Consider the following 18,113-nt stretch of genomic DNA (forward strand, 5'->3'; position numbering starts at 1 on the left):
ATAAATTATCGTCCTTTTTTCGTTTGGTCTTTTGGTTCAACCTTGGTTATAGATGCTCAGCACCCGCTATCGGCCGTATTGCCCAACGATAAAGTGTTCAAACTCATCACACATGTGATGGTTTGACTTATTATTATTCGCCAACTCGGTTGCCCCATCAACGATCGATATCTTCGCATTCAAATCAGCGACTGGTGCACGTTCTCTTGTCGACAGCTGTTTGATTTTTTGCTCCTCAATAGCCCAAGCTTGCTCTGGCGATAAGTTGCACTCGTCAGCGAGGTATTTGGCATTAAAACCTTCCCCGGTCAGGCTTTCGATTGTTCCATTATGATTGACGCTATTTCCTTGGTGCCAATAGTGCTTAGCTAACAAAGGGCCGATTTCTGGGTTATCCGTTAAGTAGCCAAACTTATCGGTGAAATATGCACGAGTTTGATACACAGCCATATGAGCCAGCAGGTAACCTTGATATGCGCAAGACGCTTCATCCGACAACAGATGTGGGATCGCCATCAATGGGCGAGGGCTACTCGCCAATCCAAGAATCATTTTCTCACTGCTACGAGCAAGATCGGTGATCTTTTCAGGTGTCAGATCTTCACCCGCCAATTCGTAAAGTGCTCGCTCGAAATATGGAACCACTAAAATGCTGCGTTCTTGATAAGCTCTGAAAGGTTGTTTGTTATCGATGATTGCTTTGATTAACTCATCAGGTACTGCTTGGCCATCTGCATTAAGCGCGTATTGTTTGAGCCAATCGGCGTCATTCAATAAGCTGTCACAGAACATGGATTGAGTTTCCGCATAAGCCATCGAAGTTGGTGCAAATTCCTGAGAGAAACAAGGCGCGTTCATCTTAACATTGGCGAAATGCGCTGCGTGGCCGCCCTCGTGAAATAGCGTGTTGATACCATCATAACCGCTGCCGATTTGGTCGGGCTTGGCGTTGCTCGTGAAGTTAACTTGAGCCGCTACCCAAGTGTCTTGATCGTAAAAAGATGGGATAGGGCCATGGCAGAAACCATTAGGGTACTTACCTTTACGATCAAGCAGATCCAATTTTAATGTCGCTTGAGAGTATTCGATGTTTAGGCGACCAAAAGATTCAATCCATCGTCGAAGTGACTTTGAGAACGGAACATAAGGATCAAGATCATTCATAACGTCACCTGCAAAAGAGTAGGTAAAGTTATGGGCTTGAAGTGCATTCTCGCCTTTCTGTTCTGCTAAATTGGCTAGGCTTTGCTGATGGCTATCGCGTGTACGTGCTTCGAAGTCGTCAAGAATCGTAAACAGCTGCTCTGTCGTCATCTGTTCGGTTTTAACCACCGAGTAATCAAAGAAGGTTTTAAAACCCAGTGATTGAGCAAATTGGTTACGTTTTTTGATCAGTTCAATGAAGCCGTTAGCCAGCAGCCACTGTTCTAAATCTAATAGTGCTTGGTGTGCAGAAAGCCTGACTTGTTCATTACCATTACTTCTAACGGCTGAACCTAAAACTGGCAGTGATCCTTCTGTTTCGTCGCCTGTTTCATTTACGTAAGTCATCACATGATTCTGTTTTTTCTCAAACAGTTCAGCCTCAAACTTTATGAGATCGGCTTTAAGCTTCTGTGACTGCTCAGACTCAATAGCGTGAGATCTAAAGGTCGCTAACCAACCATTCAAGCCTGTTAGCGTACTCTCTTTTTCTAGGGGATCTTGAATTTTATCGATAGCAGCGAGTTGAGTTTCGATAGCAGCAATCTGTTCGGCAGAGCTTAGAAATTCAGTCCATTGAGTCTGCGCGAGTGTCGAGCCATCGTGGTCGTCACTGATCCCCATATATGTATCCCAAAAGAAGTCTTCTTTCGCTTTATGAGTCGCAAGATACTTTTGATTCAATTGGTTGAGATAGTTCGTTGCAGTCATGACATTCCTTGAAAATTAACCAGTAATTTCAACATTATGACACATTCATTGAATGTATTTTGTGACGATAGATATAACTGAATGCAAGTCTTCTTAGTATCAAGCTTGTTAATATTAGCAATTACCAATAATTTTTTAGCTAAAAAGAGGTCAGTCAATAAGTTGTTTGTCGGCTGGTCACGTATAATGGATGCTTCGTACCGCGTGAAATAAGCACAAATAATGAGAACTCTTCCTGTCTTAATCCTACCTTTGTTATTGGCTCTGAGTACCTTTTCATTTTCTGCGCAAGCGAGTCAAAGCTGGTGGTTGCGAACGGTATTCAATAGCGACCCAACTCAACCGAGCTCTCAAAACTATATTAACGATATCGATCTTATGGATTGTGGCGAAGTTGAAGGCACTCTGTTGTGCAGTGACTTAACCCAATATTACGATTTGGATGTTTATGTTGAACTGGAGTTGGGTGACTCAAGCGTCGAAGTGGTTCGCCTTAATCTGCCATATTCGAATCTAAGTTACACAAAGCTTCAGGCATACCTTCGCCAAGATGGTTTTGCTCTTAGCTCAATTCGGATTGGAGAGAATGAGTTTGATGTCGTCACTCAACTTGAACAAGCTAAACGTGAGGGAGTTGGTTACGACAAGGTAGATAAACAACTCGTCAAATTCATCAACTCACCACATCAATCCTCTGAGCAAATGAGTGTGTGGAATGTGCCTAGTTCTTCCTCATCTTCTTCTAGCTCTTTAGCTCCTTGGGTTCAGTTACATAGTGATGGTGACAAGTTAACGGTTGAACTAAATCGCTTTTAATTGTTCAAATTTATAGATGATTTCGTCATTCATCAGAGTAAACAAGCCTTTCAGGAGAACGGTTGACGGGCAGACAGCAAGCTATTATTCATTTAAGTGTTCGTTTTTCTGTGGCTCTCACATTTTTAGTAAGCGTTTACCGTTGCCATTTGTTATACGTTGAGCCCTCGGTAAAACGAGCTTACGATACGTTCAGTATTGATAAAGGAGACAACCCATGGTTGCAAGAGTAACGACAGCGCCACAAGGCCCAGAACTTTCTGAGTTGGTGCAAGGATACTGGCGTACAGCAGAGTGGGGCATGACCCCGCAACAACGCCTGACTTTCCTGAAGCAGCACATTGACCTTGGTATCACAACTGTTGATCACGCGGATATTTACGGTAACTACCAATGTGAAAAGTTGTTTGGTGAAGCATTAACGCTTGAGCCAAGCCTTCGTGATGATATTCAAATCGTCACCAAGTGCGACATCAACTTGTGTGGTGACCACACTCCAGATCGCAAGATCAATCACTATGACACCAGCGCGCACCATATTTACCAATCAGTAAATAATTCTCTAGAGCGCTTGGGTGTAACCGAACTGGATGTATTACTGATTCACCGCCCTGATGTACTGATGGATGCAGATGAAGTAGCAGAAGCGTTCGCTGAACTACATAAGGTCGGTAAAGTTAAGCACTTCGGTGTCTCTAACTTTTCACCACGTCAGTTCGACTTACTGCAATCTCGACTAGGTAAGCCACTGGTGACTAACCAAGTTGAAATCAATCCATTGAACTTCGAAGTAGCCCACGATGGTACGCTGGATCAACTGCAGATGAACCGTATTCGTCCAATGGCGTGGTCTTGTCTCGGTGGTGGTAGCATCTTCAGTGGCGATTCAGCACAAGCAATTCGCGTTCGTGATGAGCTAGAAGCGATTCGCCAAGAAGTGAGTGCGGACAGCATTGACCAAGTGATTTACGCTTGGGTTCGCCGTTTACCATCTAACCCGATCGCGATTATTGGCTCAGGAAAGATTGAACGTGTGAAAACTGCCGTTGATGCACTGAAAATCGAACTGACTCGTGAGCAGTGGTACCGCGTATGGGTTGCATCTAAAGGCCACGGTGTGCCATAGAGACCTTTGGGGTCTGGCATTTATCCACAGACTTAGATGTTTCAACGTAAAAAACCAGCACCCCAGCTGGTTTTTTTGTATTCGCCTAACATGTTGCTCCAAAACTGTGATTAAGGTGGAATAATTTTCAAAAACACTCATAATGCACTCTGTTTTTCACCAGTTGGATATTTCCATTGAGCACTTCAAAATTCTCTTCAATCGCCCTTAAGCCAGAGCTTCTAAATACGTTAGATTCTCTTGGTTATACTGAAATGACGCCTATTCAAGCGTTAAGTCTTCCTATTATTCTGGATGGCAAGGATGTTATCGGTCAGGGTAAAACGGGTTCAGGTAAAACAGCTGCCTTTGGTTTAGGCGTGCTGCAAAACCTACGCGTTAAGCGTTTTCGTGTTCAATCTTTAGTGTTATGTCCGACTCGTGAGCTTGCAGACCAAGTAGCAAAAGAGATCCGTACTCTTGCTCGTGGCATTCACAATATTAAAGTGCTGACACTATGTGGCGGTATGCCAATGGGGCCACAAATTGGTTCATTAGAGCATGGCGCACACATTCTTGTGGGCACTCCTGGTCGTATCCTGGACCACCTAGAGAGAGAGCGTATTGACCTGTCTGAGTTGAACACACTTGTGTTAGATGAAGCCGATCGCATGCTGGAAATGGGTTTCCAAGATGCACTAGATGCTGTTATTGAAGCAGCACCAAAAGATCGTCAAACGTTATTGTTCAGTGCAACTTTCCCTAAACAGATTAAATCTGTTGCAGACCGCATCATGAATAACCCTGAAATGGTGAAGGTTGAATCAACGCACGATCACTCAAGCATCCAACAACACTTTTATAAGGTTGAAGGTACTGAAGCTCGTGATGACGCACTAGAGCTAATGCTTCTTCATCATCAACCAGAGTCAGCGGTTGTGTTCTGTAATACTAAGAAAGAAGTACAGAACGTAAATGATGAGCTAAGCCACCGTGGTTTCAGTGTTATCGAGCTTCATGGCGACATGGAACAGCGTGAACGTGACCAAGCTTTGGTTCAGTTCTCGAACAAAACCATCTCTATCTTGGTTGCAACAGATGTTGCTGCTCGAGGTCTTGATGTTGATAACCTAGATGCTGTGTTCAACTTTGAGTTGTCTCGCGATCCTGAAGTACACGTGCACCGCATCGGTCGTACTGGTCGTGCAGGAAGCAAAGGTGTCGCAATTAGCTTCTTTAGCGAAAAAGAGATGCACCGTGTTGCTCAAATTGATGAGTACATGGATATGCCAATCGAACCGTCACAGTTGCCAGCTAAGCCAATCGCTAAGCCATATTACTCTAATATGGTAACTATCCAGATTGATGGTGGTAAGAAAGCGAAACTTCGCGCAGGTGATATCCTTGGTGCGTTGACAGGCCAAGGCGGTATTGATGGTAAATCAGTAGGTAAGATCAACTTGTTCGCGATGCGTGCTTACGTTGCTGTAGAAAGATCAATGGCTAAGAAAGCATTAGGTAAAATCGAATCAGGTAAAATGAAGGGTCGTCAATTCCGCGCCCGAATTCTGAAGTAATTCGAGATTGTCTCCCTTTACTGCTAAGTCATGCTAGTGATAATGCAGTAAAGGGTGTTCCACAGTCAGTAACGTATCAAACGTTTATTCATCAGGTCTGATCGAATAGAAATCGTTGATATGTCTTCCTTCGCTAAGATACCAAGTCATCGCTTCCTGTCGATTATTAGCGGATATCGTAATTGTGGTTAGTCTTCCATCGTCAAAATAACAAAGCTCGTACTCTAACTCGCTTGTATAATGAGGAGTAGCGGCCATAGCTTACCTCCCAAATATTAATCATTTGAAAATAAATAAACCATTCGTTTATAGGGTTCGTGTACATCAAATGAGCAATAAAAATCAAGTTACATCACTGCCATTAATTATTTTTAGTTTAATCATTTGCCGAAATAGCTAGATTAGCAAGTCTGAGTCTCAATTTATCTCAAAGTTTTTACAGCCACTGCTTATTAAGGCTACTTTTATAAGAGCTAGAATATAGCGTTATAAGAACTAGAGCTAACCTTAAAAGGGTGAGTTAATGGATTTGTGGATTTGCTGAATATCGTGAGAGGGTTAAATGAGAAAGTGTCGATGGTTAGTCTTATTAGTCTGTTTTGTATTCGCTGGTTGCGGGACTAAATTTGCCTACAACAATATAAGCTGGTTTGCGGTTAGCTATATTGAAGACTTTGTTTCTCTATCCAACAGTCAAGAATCAGAGCTCGAAGAGCGCCTCGACTTATTACAGCAATGGCACAAAGAAACCCAACTTCCGCTGTATATGTCGCAACTGCAAGCGATTCAAAACTTAGACCGTTCTGATATGAATTCTGCTTTTATCATTGATCAAAGTGAACAAACTAAAAATCATATTCGCTCGATCGTTAACAAGTTCGCTCCAGATATTTACGCGTTAAGTATGCAGCTTACCCCAGAGCAAGATAACGAATTCTTAAAGAACTTTAGGGAAAAGCAGCAAGAGTATTACGAAGAAAGATTATCATTGAATGATGAAGATTCGAGAGAACGCTATCGAAGTCGAATTGAAGATAGGTTAGAGCGATGGTTCGGGTCGGTATCGGAAGAGCAAAAAACGATTATTTTTACGTGGTCTCAAGAGTGGGTAAATACTAACGATAGCTGGCGACAATATCAAAATAATACGTATCAAGACCTAACGACACTTATGCAAAAGAAGACCGATTTACATATTGCACAGCCAATTATTATGAAACTACTTTTGAACAATGAAGATTATTATCCGCAAGAACTGGAGTCTAAGCTTGATAAGAATATGCAAACATCAGCGAAGTTCTTGGTGGATATCGCCGCAGTGAGCAGTGATAAACAATGGGCTTATTTTATGAGTGAACTAGAAAGCCTCAAGACGACGTTAGTGTCACTGCAGCAGTAGGGTAGCTATATTAAGGCTCGCGACTTTTTGCTACTAGCCTTCTGACAAACCCAAAGCCGAACGCAGAGAGTTAGCCTCTGTTACTCATTAGCAGCTTTGGAATCGAGCCTTTAGCGGTCTTAGATATTTTCTGCATCAGTTGAAAGCTTGGCTGTTGAATACCGTGATCACTTTGCAGTTCATCAATCATTAATAACCACAACCTTGCTGTCATTTCTGAATCGGCTAACGCTCTGTGGAAAGTACCGTCGTTGTCGATATTTTTAAAACGCACAAGGTCGCCTAGCTTATGAGTCGGTGCGTCTTGGATGAGACGGCGAGCAATCAACATTGAACAAGCGAACTTGCCCGTATAGTCTCGGCCAATAAAGTCTAATTCCGCATCGAGAAAGCGCTTATCAAACGATGCATTGTGAGCAACAAGTTGGCTGTCTTGGATAAAATCTGCAAACTCACCCATCACTTCACTGCAACTGGCCGCAGTGCTTAACATGCGGTTACTGATCCCGGTATAGCTTTCAATGAATCCACTAACGCGAAATCCCGGGTTCATGAGCTGCTGGAAGGTGTCGACGACTTCGCCGTCAACTAATTTAACCGCACCGATTTCAATCGCTCGGTCACCCATGTTTGGTGATAAGCCTGTGGTTTCGAAATCGAGAACGATAACGGAGTCTGCGGAGTTTGGAGCCATCGTGTTTCCTAATTACTATTGGGTTGTATAGCTTTATATGGAGCGCTTAGTGTTACTACGGGGCGATCTATTGCGTGTTCTCGCTGATCGTGAGCTCAGTGTAACCTGTCGAATCGTCATGCTCTCTGTTGAAGGTCAAGGTATCGTAGCGGTGAACAATCAATTCAGCAGTGGTCGCGATAATCGTCCCTTCAAGCAAGTGCCCACCAATCACATCGCCATTTTCATCAGCAACGGATATATGAACATGCTGTTGGTTTGGGGTTAGCGTCGCCATCACAGACACAATTTCGAACGGAGCTTTGATTAGCTTGGTATTGTTCGCATTAGCCAGACGAATATTGAGTTGAGAAACACACCCGACACAAGACGCGACAGAGCCCGATGAGATATTGTGCGCTGTCACAAGCTTTTGGAGTTCAAGCTTCAGGTCTTGCCCACGGGTTAATCTCGTTGCGATAGGAGTGATCATCTTATTGCCTCAGTTTTATTTGTATTTCTAAGAACAAAACGAAGCCACATAGGGCTTCGTTTTATTTTCATTTTGGCTAACGTGACTGTAGCATTTTCTGTCGCTAAAATTACTTAGTCTTGTTGCTGTTCTCTTTTCTTCTTAGGCACGAAGTTCAATACTGAAATTGGTACTTCTTTACGTGGTTCGAAACCTTCAACAACGCGACGTTCAATCAAGTGGCCAAGACGTTTTTCAATGATGCACAGGTTCTTGAAGTTATCTTTCGATAGGAAAGAGATCGCTTCACCAGATGCATCAGCACGGCCTGTACGGCCAATACGGTGAACATAGTCGTCCGCTGGGAATGGGATGTCGTAGTTCACTACGCGGCTTAGATTATCAATATCGATACCACGAGCAGCAACACCTGTCGCAACGAGATATTTTAGACGACCTTTTTTGAAGTCTGCCAGAATCTTTTCACGAATCGCTTGGCTACGTCCACTGTGGAAAGCTTCAGCTTCGATACCACGCTTTTCAAGTTGAGCAACCAACTTAGCCGCGCCGTGCTTAGTCTCGATAAAGATAAGTGCTTGGTCCCACTCACCGTCAGTGATCATGTGGCTCAATAGTGCAGACTTACGGTCTTTATCGACGGTTACCAACCATTGCTCGATGTTCGCTTTAGAAGCGTCAGTTTTGGCAATTGAAATCTCTTCCGCTTCACTGATTGCGCTTTTCGCTAGCGCACGAACTGGCGTTGATAGCGTTGCTGAGAACAACAGGTTTTGGATATCTTGCGGTAAACGCGCGATGATCTTGTTGATGTCTTCGATGAAACCCATGTCTAGCATGCGGTCAGCTTCATCAAGAACCAGAACTTCAACTTCATCAAAGTGAACGGCACGTTGTCCGTACATATCGATCAAACGGCCAGGTGTTGCCACAAGAATATCAACACCTTCGATCAAGCGGTCTTTTTGGTGTTGGTACGAAACACCACCGTACATCGCTAATGATGTTAGGTTTAGGAACTTCGCGTACTTAGTAATGTTCTGCTCAACCTGAATCGCAAGCTCGCGAGTTGGTGTCAGAATAACAGCACGAATACGTTTTTTACGTTGTGTTTCACCTTTACTTAGCATTTCTAAGATAGGGAGAACAAAGCTCGCAGTTTTACCTGTACCTGTTTGTGCAGCAGCAATTAGGTTCTTACCAGAAAGCACAATCGGAATTGCTTTTTCTTGAATAGAGGTTGGCTTTTCATAGCCTTGTTTTGCAACGGCTTTAACAATAGGTGAGCTTAATCCAAGCTTGGAAAATGGCATAAGTTTCTCGGTATGATTTGGCTAAATAGCGATGGAAAGGTTCAACAATCTTATACAAGGATAAGATTAATGGCGGCATTCTACCATGTTGCTTGTGTACCGCTAGTAACATAGACACTTTAGTTGGATAATACTGGCTCAATAAGACGACGATAAGACAGGGATGTATGGAAATTACGCCGAATGAACGCGATGCAGTATATAAAACGATTTTTTCTCGCCGAGATGTTCGTGGTCAGTTTCTTCCTAATGAGATCCCAGAAGACGTTTTGATGCGTGTGTTAACCGCAGCGCACCATGCTCCTAGTGTTGGATTTATGCAGCCTTGGGATTTTGTCGTTGTCCGTGATATCGAAACCAAGCAACAAATCAAAGCGGGTTTCAATCAAGCTCATGCCGAATCCGCGGAAATGTTTACCGATGAAAAGCAGGCAATGTATAAGCGTCTAAAGCTTGAAGGTATCGTCGAATCACCGATCGGAATCTGCGTGACTTGCGATCGTAATCGAACCGGAAAGGTCGTGCTAGGCAGAACCATCAAACAAGAAATGGATCTTTACAGCACCGTGTGTGCGGTTCAAAACTTATGGCTCGCGGCAAGAGCTGAAAACCTAGGGCTAGGTTGGGTGAGCATCCTGCATGACTCAACACTGCGAGACGCATTAGATATCCCGGAAGACATCGATATCGTGGCGTACTTATGTATCGGCTACGTTGAACACTTCAAAGATAAACCCGAACTTGAAACCATGGGCTGGTTACCAAGAAGAGACGTCAATTCTGCGATTCATGAAGGGAAGTGGAACTCTAGTAAATCGGAGTGACATAAAGGCTCTTGTATCTATGTAATTTATTGATATTAAGTGTCAAAACTCGTTATAGATATTTCAGTATAAGGTTGAATTTAAAAATCCATACTGATATTAATGACACTTGATTCACCGCTCTAGCCTGGAATCCAATGAACGACGCTAACTTACGTAGACTTCAACAGCTCACTGCAAAGTACGAATTAGGCGAAGAGTACCATCTCACGATCGATGATCTAGAGCATTCGCTTTCGACTTCGCGCAGAAACACCTCGATAGTTCTGAAATGCTTATCTGAGTACCACTGGATTTGTTGGATTCCGTCTAAAGGGAGAGGGAAACTTAGTCAATTTAAGATCTTGGTTAGCTTCTCAGAAGCATTAGAGCAAGTTTTAGCACTTCAGTTAGAGCAAGGCCGCTTTAACGTTATTCCTCGCCTTCTAGAAAGCTATGGTGATACCGCAATAAAGGCACTGACGCTAGCCACTGAAAAACATAACCTTTTCAATCAACAGCATGATCATTTGTTGATTACTCAATACCCCTGGGTTGATAATCTTGAGCCCGCCAAAACCTATAGAATCGCTGAACATCAAATTCTGAGAAGTATCTATAATACTTTGTTAGTTCAAGATCTTAATGGCGAGCCTCAAGCCAGTCTTGCCCACCATTGGAAGATAGAAGGTCGCTTTCTGCATTTTTGGTTAAGGCCTAATGTTGTTTTCCATGACGGTGAAACCTTGAGTGCAAAAGATGTTGCTCAATGTTTGTTACGGTTAAAAAGTATCGATGGCCCTGTACAGTCTTTATTTGAGCAGGTCAGTGATGTTCAAGTGGTAGGTGATAAACAACTGACTATCGAGCTGACACATGCAAATCCTATGTTTATATATGCGTTGTGTAGTGCACATGCGTCTATTTACCGTTGTAAGCGAACGTATTTCTCTAGTGGGCGCAGTGCCTATATGGGAACGGGTCCTTTCTCATTAGACGATTGGAGCGAAGAAAGCCTCGTTCTAAAACGTCATCGTGGCTATTTTGCTCAAAATGCTTTGTTGGAACAGATAACGCTTACCGATATCGAGGGCCTAAACGATCACACCTTGAGTTTTAATAGATCTGGCGTCGCAGAAGAAACCACTATCAATGCATTTTCGTACCTTGCGGTTAATCGTAGGGAAGGCTCAGGAATTACCCCTGATGACTTAGACCGGTTGGTATTGTTTATCAAATCCAGCAGTAAAGAGTTTGACGCCGATATGATGACGGACGACTTGTCTTTCTCGCCTAGCGAATTAACGAGCAGTATCCTCACTCCTGCTTTGACGGGAACTGTTGTATTAACACGACCTAAAATGACGATTCCTTTGCTTCAAGATATGGCGGATTGGCTGCAGCAAACTATTGCAAAGACTGGCGTTACTATAGAAGTCGTCGAGCTTCCTAATATTAGTGACCCTAGCTCAATGAGTGAATCGGCAGACCTGTTATTTATCGAAGAAATTATTGAACAGCCTAAAGATTATGGCCTGTATGATTGGTTACTTGCGTCGTCTGGACTCAGGTTCATTTATGACAGTTCTGAGATGAGAGAGCATTGTGAGAGAGTTCACTTAGCCGTTAGTTGTGCTAATCCAGTCGGCGAGTTGAAAAAGATTGAACAATCACTGTATCAACAGAAGCTCCTTTGTCCGTTATTTCATGGTAAAGAGAAGGTTTCTAATAGTATTGAGGTTCAAGGCGTAGAGATCAATCAAACTGGCTACAGTGATTTCTATAAACTCTGGATATCTTCAAGCGATATGTAATTAGTCCATTTAAGATCTTTCGTTAGAACAAAACATGCATAAATTGCCTAGCACCCTTTCATGTTTCTTTTGAATACCAATCGCTATTATGACTGACCATGACTATCACAGTCATTCTCGGTCATCCCCCCAAATGACAGTTCTACACATTAATCAATTTCATTAGGATATCATCGAATGAAACTTAAGCTTATTTCTATCGCACTTATCGCTGGTGGCCTTACGGCTTGTGGCGGAGGAGGCGGTGGTAGCAATAGCAATACAAGTGCTCCTGCTCCTCAAACGAGAACCTTACAAGGTGTCGCCATTGACGGGTATATTTCCGGGGCGACCGCGTTTCTAGATATCAATTACAATGGCGTATTAGATGAAGGTGAGCCTAGCAGCATCACGGACGATGAGGGCAGCTATGAGCTATCTTTGACGGGCTCTAACTCAGACTGTATGGACTACGCTCCAATCGTAGTGAACGTGCCAGTAGGCGCTATTGATGCGGATAGCCCAAACACACCGATTACTGAACCTTATCAGTTAATCTTTCCGCCAGTCATGACGGTGAATTCTGAGCAAAAAATTAAGTCGACTACGCCACTGACAACTGTTTTATGGAATCAGATCCAAGCCGACTTGTATAAAGGTGGTTTAAATAGTTGTTCTGCTTTGAAGCAAGCTGTGAACACCCAAAATAGCATTATCCAAAATGTGAAAGAGCATGACTTCCGAATTGCGAACCGATACAACATCGCAGTAGAGGACTTGTATGGTGATTTCGTTAAAGATCAAAACGCTGAGCTCTACGATTTAGCGCAGAAGATGATGCCTGCCATTAAAAAGTCGTATCAAGAGACCAAAGAGATTCAAAAAGAGAACCCGACAGCCCAGCAAGCTTATGTTGATTATTACTGGCAGCATTGGGACTACTCCAAGAAGAACGAAATTAATAAGTGGTACAAAGTTAAAATAGTGATGACTGCTGACAAGCTGACTGTTATTGAACATGAAGTGTCAACAGATTTGCATACCGAACTGACTTTAAATAAACATATTGAGCGTAATAGCCAAAAGAAAAATGGTTTGGAGTATGACAAAGAAGCTTGGTTTACTTTGAATGAAGATGGGAATCAGTACTCGTGTCGAGTTCAGGAGACGATTAAGCAACAGGTACAGCCAAATTCACTCAAAACCTTTGGTGTAATAAACCGAGGGTATTCTGAACAATCTGATTGGCAAAGTTGTTCAACTCAAAACGTTGGTGATGGATTTATGCAAACCTTGACGGCAGATCTTGTCGGTGATTACAAAGATCAGTTTACTCAGGTACAAGCCAAGTTTAATTTTGAGAATAACGCGCCACACCCGGAGTGGGTTGATTTAGGGGATACATTGGATAACGTATCTCGCAGTGACTTTGATGCACTAGATTACCTATCAGTGGATTTCAATGATAATGCGTCGTATGGCTCTGATAGTTGGAATAGGCATAAATATGCGTTCATTGAAAATACTCCGTTTGATTATACTCAAACGATAACGTCTAAATATTCTCAAGGTCACTGGACCAAAGGTTATTATTACCAGAATGGAACAAGTCGATTAGAGTGTTCAGATGATGGTGTGACCTGGTCAAAAAACACTTGTAAGTAAAGCCAGAGTCGATACCGAGTAAATCTAGATAATCCGTACGCAATAAAAAATCCAGTGTCTACAAGGCACTGGATTTTTAGTTTTGGCTGACCGCTATTTAGCTTTACTTTATCAAAAGCGCTTAAGCGATCTCAATTTTCTCAGCTTGGTTCTGTTCTGCCATTGATATCGCTAGCGCTTCTGCAGCCTTAATACCATCGATACCAGCAGATAAGATCCCGCCAGCATAGCCTGCACCTTCACCTGCAGGGAAGAAGCCCTTTAAATTGATGCTTTGGAAGTCTTTGCCACGTTTGATGCAGACAGGAGAAGACGTACGCGTCTCAACGCCTGTTAATAGACCGTCTGGCGTAGAGAAGCCTTTGATCTTCTTCTCAAACGCTGGAATTGCTTCACGAATTGCTTCGATAGCAAAATCAGGCAGTGCTTTTGAAATGTCAGTTAGGTGGATACCCGGTGTGAATGATGGTTTTACTTCACCGATTTCACTTGGATCGCGACCTTTCAGGAAGTCACCGATTTTCTGTGCAGGGGCATCGTAATTCTCGCCACCTAGAACATAAGCCGCACTTTCTAATTCACGCTGTAGACGGATACCTGCTAGTGCATCACCTGGGTAATCGCGTTCAGGGTCGATCCCCACAACGATGGCACTGTTTGCGTTACGTTCTGCACGAGAGTATTGGCTCATACCATTGGTTACTACGCGGCCTTCTTCAGAAGTCGCTGCAACCACAGTACCACCCGGGCACATACAGAAGCTGTATACAGTGCGGCCATTTTTACAGTGGTGAACGAGTTTGTAGTCTGCAGCACCTAGGATAGGGTTACCCGCGTTCTTGCCGAAGCGAGCTTCATCGATCATCGCTTGCTTGTGTTCGATACGGAAACCAACAGAGAAAGGCTTAGCTTCCATGTAAACGCCACGTTCGTGCAGCATTTCAAACGTATCACGAGCACTGTGGCCAACAGCCAGTACTACGTGACGAGTTTTAATCTCTTCACCGTTAGAGAGCGTTAGGCCAGTGATTTGACCGTCTTCCATATGAACGTCGTCTACGCGAGTGCTGAAACGGATTTCGCCGCCGAGTTCAATGATAGATGCACGCATCTTTTCGATCATGGTAACCAGTTTAAAGGTACCGATATGCGGCTTACTTACGTATAGGATTTCTTCTGGTGCGCCAGCAGCTACGAATTCTTCGATTACCTTACGGCCGTAGTGCTTTGGGTCTTTCACTTGGCTGTATAGCTTACCGTCAGAGAATGTACCTGCGCCACCTTCACCAAACTGTACGTTTGATTCAGTGTTCAGAGTACGCTTACGCCAGAAACCAAAGGTATCTTTCGTACGTTCACGAACTTCTTTGCCACGCTCAACGATGATTGGATTGAAGCCCATTTGAGCAAGCACTAGGCCAGCGAACAAACCACAAGGGCCGAAACCGATAACGACAGGGCGCTCAGTTTGGTTCTCAACCGCTTTAGCCACGAATTTGTACTCCATGTCAGGAGTCACTTTTACGTGCGGGTCGCTGATGAATTGTTCTAACAACTCAGCTTCGTTTTCAACGAGAACATCAAGCGTGTAGATAAGTAAGATTTTTGATTTCTTACGAGCATCGTAGCCACGTTTAAAGATATTAAAAGAAAGTACCTGATCAGCGTTAATGCCAAGCTTTGCTTCAATAGCGTCTTGAATGGCTGGCTCTTCATGGTCTAGTGGGAGTTTAATTTCGGTTAAACGTATCATTTTGATGTCTCGTTTTTATAGGTGTCTTAGCTAGATCGTTTCTTAATACAGAGTTTGATAAAACGCTGGTGTTGAAAGAAGCGATAAGCTCACAATGGCGCGCATTTTACGAGAAATTGATTTATCTGTCATACTAATTTGGAAGCATCGAGCAAATAGACACGATATTAGAGTCGTATGATGTTGAATTTTGCCTTGGGATGAGTATTATCCTCCATTCTTCAATTTTGACTAACTTATAGAGCAGAGCATCATGGCATTTGTCGTAGGCGATAACTGTATTCAATGTAAATACACAGACTGTGTGGCGGTATGCCCCGCAGATGCGTTCCATGAAGGCCCGAATTTCATGGTAATTAACCCAATCGAATGCATTGATTGTGGTTTGTGTGTTCCTGAATGCGACGCTCAAGCGATCTTCCAAGAAGATGAACTGCCAGAAGATCAAAAGATCTTTATTGAAGTGAATGCCGAGCTTGCCGAGATCTGGCCAGTACAAACTGAAGTTAAAGCACCGATGGATGAAGCTGAAAAGTGGAATGGTGTCGCTGATAAGTTGGCAATGCTAGAAAAGTAATTGTTGAAAAGAACTCAAATAAAAAGGCGTACTGATTTAATCAATACGCCTTTTTAATATCTGAACACTGTCGACTGGCTCGTTAGCTTATGAGATCTAGCTATGTTGACGACGCATGTTGTCGAGAATAATACCTGTCGCCATTGCTACATTCAGAGACTCTGCGCCACCGAATGCTGGAATCGTAATCTTATCAGTTACGTATTTAGCGGCGTGTTCACGAATGCCGTGAGACTCACTACCCATTAGTAAAATACCGTTGGCAGTAAATTCTGTCTTATGCACACTTTCGCCTTCTAAGAACGCACCGTAAACAGGCAGGTTCGCTTGTTCTAAGTATTCAGGTAAATCTGTTTGGCTTACGTGTACTCGGCCAAAGCTACCCATAGTTGCACTGATGGTCTTAGGGTTGTATGGGTCTGCACAATCGCTGCTCGCAACGATATGCTTAATACCATACCAGTCTGCTACGCGAATAATGGTACCTAGGTTGCCCGGATCAGATACACCATCCAGTGCAATCATCAACCCAGTTGCTTTTGGCAGTGCAAATGTTGGGATCTCAACGACAGCAATCGCCGCATTGTTACTCACCAAAGTACTCGCTTTCGTCAGGTCATCCAGCGAAGCTTCAACACAATCAAACTCAATCAATGACGCGTGATTTTCAGATAGGAAATCAGCGGTAGCAAAGACGTTTTTCACGACTAAGTCACTATTGAACAGCTCAAGAACGTTCTTTTCACCTTGAACTAGAAACAGGCCGTGGGCTTTACGTTGTTTCTTTTGCCCCAAAGCACGAAGGAGTTTTAATTGGTTTTTTGAAATCATGTTTTTATCCTAGATATAAGCCCGCGCATTATAGAGCAAAGGTTGGAGAACCAAAAGCGTGATGACTCAATGCGATCCACATTAAAAGCAAAAGCGACCGACTTAAAAAAGAAAAGCGCACTAAATAGCGCGCTCTTATCTGATTTACTTGCCTAAGATTAAGCTGAACTGAGAAGGCTAGGTGAACTTACAGCTTAATATGGAACAGGGTAGCGCTTAAACACTGTGTTGATATCAGTGAGTATCTCTTCTGATAGAGGCTTGCTGAAAGCTGCTACGTTTTCTTTTAGTTGTTCCATAGTAGTTGCACCAATAATTGTGGAGGTGACACCATCAACTTGATTACACCATGCCAATGCAAGTTGGCTTGGTGTAAACCCGTGAGCGTTTGCTACTTCAACATAGCCTTTAACCGCTTCATTGGCAGGTTCAGTATCACGGAAAATGCCTTTACGTTGCATGTAAGTCCAACGGCTGCCTTCCGGTCTGGCGCCATCGATGTACTTTCCACTCAACATGCCTGCAGCTAAAGGTGACCATGGCAGATAAGCGACATCTTCATGCACACAGTTCTCAATTAGATATGGCCAATCTTTTGCGTGCAGTAAGCTAAATTCATTTTGAATCGAAACCATACGTGGCAAATCGTGTTTCTCGCTTAGCTTGAGGTATGTGTTAATGCCCCAAGTGGAATCATCTGAAAGCCCGACATGGCAAATTTTACCCGCCTTAATACAGCTAGCTAATGCTTGTAGGATTTCTAACATCTCAGCTTCATGCTGTTTTCGGTCAATATCACTGAATCGAATGTGATTTGGGAAATGCTTACCAAAGTGAGGCGTTGTGCGATTTGGCCAATGAAGCTGGTAAAGGTCGATATAGTCTGTTTGTAGGCGTTTTAATGATGCATCAACGGCTGTGATCACGGCTTCACCGGTTATCGGACCACCATCTCGAACCCAAGGAAGACCTGGGCCTGCAATCTTACTCGCTATGATCAGTTCTTGGCGGCGCTGCGGGTGGCGCGATAGCCAGTTACCAATAATCGCTTCTGTTTTGCCGTAGGTCTCTGGAGACGGGGGAACCGCATACATTTCTGCAGTATCGATGAAGTTAATACCTTGGCTTAGTGCGTATTCGATTTGTTGGTCGGCTTGCTGTTGCGTATTTTGCAGCCCCCAAGTCATGCTGCCAAGACAGATGCGGGAAACGGGAATTTGACTACTTCCTAGTTTTGAATATTCCATTGAATTCGGGATTCCTGTGGTTAAGTTCTCTGGTACTCGCATTAGAGTTTTTGAAAAGAGAGCGAGTGAGGAATGAAAACGAATATAAATTATTAGCACAAAATGACACGACAAGGTATGGCTGAGGGAAGTTTAATGAGTCATTTCTCAACGTAGC

Annotated in this window: 16 protein-coding genes; 8 read left to right on the top strand and 8 right to left on the bottom strand. The window is 43.4% G+C overall.

Annotated elements, in window-relative coordinates; translation table 11 throughout:
* Positions 1-66: 66 nt before the first annotated feature.
* A complete protein-coding gene (locus AC3CHU_RS21235; RefSeq protein ID WP_488525604.1) occupies positions 67-1,914 on the bottom strand; it encodes a M3 family metallopeptidase in 1,848 nt (615 codons plus the stop codon).
* 222 nt (positions 1,915-2,136) lie between these two features.
* Between AC3CHU_RS21235 and AC3CHU_RS21240 the strand changes: the two genes are divergently transcribed.
* The 3 genes from AC3CHU_RS21240 (at position 2,137) to dbpA (ending at position 5,412) form a co-directional block, all read left to right on the top strand.
* The gene (locus AC3CHU_RS21240; protein ID WP_171308369.1) at positions 2,137-2,730 is read left to right on the top strand and encodes a hypothetical protein; all 594 of its coding nucleotides are present in this window, start codon (positions 2,137-2,139) and stop codon (positions 2,728-2,730) included.
* Between the two features lie 217 nt (positions 2,731-2,947).
* Entirely contained in the window at positions 2,948-3,856 is a 909-nt protein-coding gene (locus AC3CHU_RS21245; RefSeq protein WP_488525605.1) for an aldo/keto reductase, read from the top strand.
* A 176-nt stretch (positions 3,857-4,032) separates the two neighbouring features.
* On the top strand, positions 4,033-5,412 hold the full coding sequence (dbpA, locus tag AC3CHU_RS21250; RefSeq protein ID WP_017074818.1) for an ATP-dependent RNA helicase DbpA: 1,380 nt from the start codon (positions 4,033-4,035) through the stop codon (positions 5,410-5,412).
* Between the two features lie 84 nt (positions 5,413-5,496).
* Here the strand turns inward: dbpA and AC3CHU_RS21255 are convergent, their stop codons facing one another.
* On the bottom strand, positions 5,497-5,670 hold the full coding sequence (locus AC3CHU_RS21255) for a hypothetical protein (protein ID WP_017077429.1): 174 nt from the start codon (positions 5,668-5,670) through the stop codon (positions 5,497-5,499).
* A gap of 304 nt (positions 5,671-5,974) precedes the next feature.
* Between AC3CHU_RS21255 and AC3CHU_RS21260 the strand changes: the two genes are divergently transcribed.
* Positions 5,975-6,811 (top strand): DUF6279 family lipoprotein, encoded by an 837-nt coding sequence (locus AC3CHU_RS21260; protein WP_488525606.1) that lies wholly within the window; start codon positions 5,975-5,977, stop codon positions 6,809-6,811.
* Between the two features lie 70 nt (positions 6,812-6,881).
* Here AC3CHU_RS21260 and AC3CHU_RS21265 read toward each other — a convergent pair whose 3' ends face one another.
* The 3 genes from AC3CHU_RS21265 to AC3CHU_RS21275 form a co-directional block, all read right to left on the bottom strand.
* The gene (locus AC3CHU_RS21265; RefSeq protein ID WP_488525607.1) at positions 6,882-7,505 is read right to left on the bottom strand and encodes a 3'-5' exonuclease; all 624 of its coding nucleotides are present in this window, start codon (positions 7,503-7,505) and stop codon (positions 6,882-6,884) included.
* Positions 7,506-7,572: 67 nt separating this feature from the next.
* The gene (locus AC3CHU_RS21270; protein ID WP_488525608.1) at positions 7,573-7,977 is read right to left on the bottom strand and encodes a PPC domain-containing DNA-binding protein; all 405 of its coding nucleotides are present in this window, start codon (positions 7,975-7,977) and stop codon (positions 7,573-7,575) included.
* 113 nt (positions 7,978-8,090) lie between these two features.
* Positions 8,091-9,287, bottom strand: coding sequence for a DEAD/DEAH box helicase (locus AC3CHU_RS21275; RefSeq protein ID WP_108206925.1), 1,197 nt, complete (start codon positions 9,285-9,287; stop codon positions 8,091-8,093).
* Between the two features lie 167 nt (positions 9,288-9,454).
* Between AC3CHU_RS21275 and bluB the strand changes: the two genes are divergently transcribed.
* The 3 genes from bluB to AC3CHU_RS21290 all read left to right on the top strand — a co-directional run bounded on the left by bluB (position 9,455) and on the right by AC3CHU_RS21290 (position 13,548).
* Positions 9,455-10,111 (top strand): 5,6-dimethylbenzimidazole synthase, encoded by a 657-nt coding sequence (gene bluB / locus AC3CHU_RS21280; protein WP_237298287.1) that lies wholly within the window; start codon positions 9,455-9,457, stop codon positions 10,109-10,111.
* A 137-nt stretch (positions 10,112-10,248) separates the two neighbouring features.
* Entirely contained in the window at positions 10,249-11,904 is a 1,656-nt protein-coding gene (locus AC3CHU_RS21285; protein ID WP_488525609.1) for an ABC transporter substrate-binding protein, read from the top strand.
* A gap of 177 nt (positions 11,905-12,081) precedes the next feature.
* A complete protein-coding gene (locus AC3CHU_RS21290; RefSeq protein WP_488525610.1) occupies positions 12,082-13,548 on the top strand; it encodes a hypothetical protein in 1,467 nt (488 codons plus the stop codon).
* 121 nt (positions 13,549-13,669) lie between these two features.
* On the opposite strand, the gene AC3CHU_RS21295 is transcribed toward AC3CHU_RS21290, so the two are convergent.
* On the bottom strand, positions 13,670-15,301 hold the full coding sequence (locus AC3CHU_RS21295) for an NAD(P)/FAD-dependent oxidoreductase (RefSeq protein WP_488525611.1): 1,632 nt from the start codon (positions 15,299-15,301) through the stop codon (positions 13,670-13,672).
* 253 nt (positions 15,302-15,554) lie between these two features.
* On the opposite strand from AC3CHU_RS21295, the gene fdxA reads away from it, so the two are divergent.
* Complete coding sequence (gene fdxA, locus AC3CHU_RS21300; protein WP_050650887.1) at positions 15,555-15,878, top strand: ferredoxin FdxA; 324 nt, start codon at positions 15,555-15,557, stop codon at positions 15,876-15,878.
* A 96-nt stretch (positions 15,879-15,974) separates the two neighbouring features.
* Here the strand turns inward: fdxA and AC3CHU_RS21305 are convergent, their stop codons facing one another.
* Together AC3CHU_RS21305 and AC3CHU_RS21310 are read right to left on the bottom strand one after the other, a co-directional pair.
* The gene (locus AC3CHU_RS21305) at positions 15,975-16,709 is read right to left on the bottom strand and encodes a TrmH family RNA methyltransferase (RefSeq protein ID WP_488525612.1); all 735 of its coding nucleotides are present in this window, start codon (positions 16,707-16,709) and stop codon (positions 15,975-15,977) included.
* A gap of 194 nt (positions 16,710-16,903) precedes the next feature.
* On the bottom strand, positions 16,904-17,956 hold the full coding sequence (locus tag AC3CHU_RS21310) for an aldo/keto reductase (protein ID WP_488525613.1): 1,053 nt from the start codon (positions 17,954-17,956) through the stop codon (positions 16,904-16,906).
* Positions 17,957-18,113: the final 157 nt, after the last annotated feature.

It is taken from the genome of Vibrio sp. QJM3NY_39, from assembly GCF_057785895.1.

What these genes read in the sequence shown, in the direction of transcription:
- AC3CHU_RS21290 (WP_488525610.1), top strand. Translation starts at nt 12,082, where the DNA reads ATGAAACTTAAGCTTATTTCTATCGCACTTATCGCTGGTGGCCTTACG.
- AC3CHU_RS21270 (WP_488525608.1), bottom strand. Translation starts at nt 7,977, where the DNA reads ATGATCACTCCTATCGCAACGAGATTAACCCGTGGGCAAGACCTGAAG.
- AC3CHU_RS21285 (WP_488525609.1), top strand. Translation starts at nt 10,249, where the DNA reads ATGAACGACGCTAACTTACGTAGACTTCAACAGCTCACTGCAAAGTAC.
- AC3CHU_RS21310 (WP_488525613.1), bottom strand. Translation starts at nt 17,956, where the DNA reads ATGGAATATTCAAAACTAGGAAGTAGTCAAATTCCCGTTTCCCGCATC.
- fdxA (WP_050650887.1), top strand. Translation starts at nt 15,555, where the DNA reads ATGGCATTTGTCGTAGGCGATAACTGTATTCAATGTAAATACACAGAC.
- AC3CHU_RS21275 (WP_108206925.1), bottom strand. Translation starts at nt 9,287, where the DNA reads ATGCCATTTTCCAAGCTTGGATTAAGCTCACCTATTGTTAAAGCCGTT.
- bluB (WP_237298287.1), top strand. Translation starts at nt 9,455, where the DNA reads ATGGAAATTACGCCGAATGAACGCGATGCAGTATATAAAACGATTTTT.
- AC3CHU_RS21260 (WP_488525606.1), top strand. Translation starts at nt 5,975, where the DNA reads ATGAGAAAGTGTCGATGGTTAGTCTTATTAGTCTGTTTTGTATTCGCT.
- AC3CHU_RS21295 (WP_488525611.1), bottom strand. Translation starts at nt 15,301, where the DNA reads ATGATACGTTTAACCGAAATTAAACTCCCACTAGACCATGAAGAGCCA.
- AC3CHU_RS21235 (WP_488525604.1), bottom strand. Translation starts at nt 1,914, where the DNA reads ATGACTGCAACGAACTATCTCAACCAATTGAATCAAAAGTATCTTGCG.
- AC3CHU_RS21305 (WP_488525612.1), bottom strand. Translation starts at nt 16,709, where the DNA reads ATGATTTCAAAAAACCAATTAAAACTCCTTCGTGCTTTGGGGCAAAAG.
- AC3CHU_RS21265 (WP_488525607.1), bottom strand. Translation starts at nt 7,505, where the DNA reads ATGGCTCCAAACTCCGCAGACTCCGTTATCGTTCTCGATTTCGAAACC.
- AC3CHU_RS21245 (WP_488525605.1), top strand. Translation starts at nt 2,948, where the DNA reads ATGGTTGCAAGAGTAACGACAGCGCCACAAGGCCCAGAACTTTCTGAG.
- AC3CHU_RS21240 (WP_171308369.1), top strand. Translation starts at nt 2,137, where the DNA reads ATGAGAACTCTTCCTGTCTTAATCCTACCTTTGTTATTGGCTCTGAGT.
- AC3CHU_RS21255 (WP_017077429.1), bottom strand. Translation starts at nt 5,670, where the DNA reads ATGGCCGCTACTCCTCATTATACAAGCGAGTTAGAGTACGAGCTTTGT.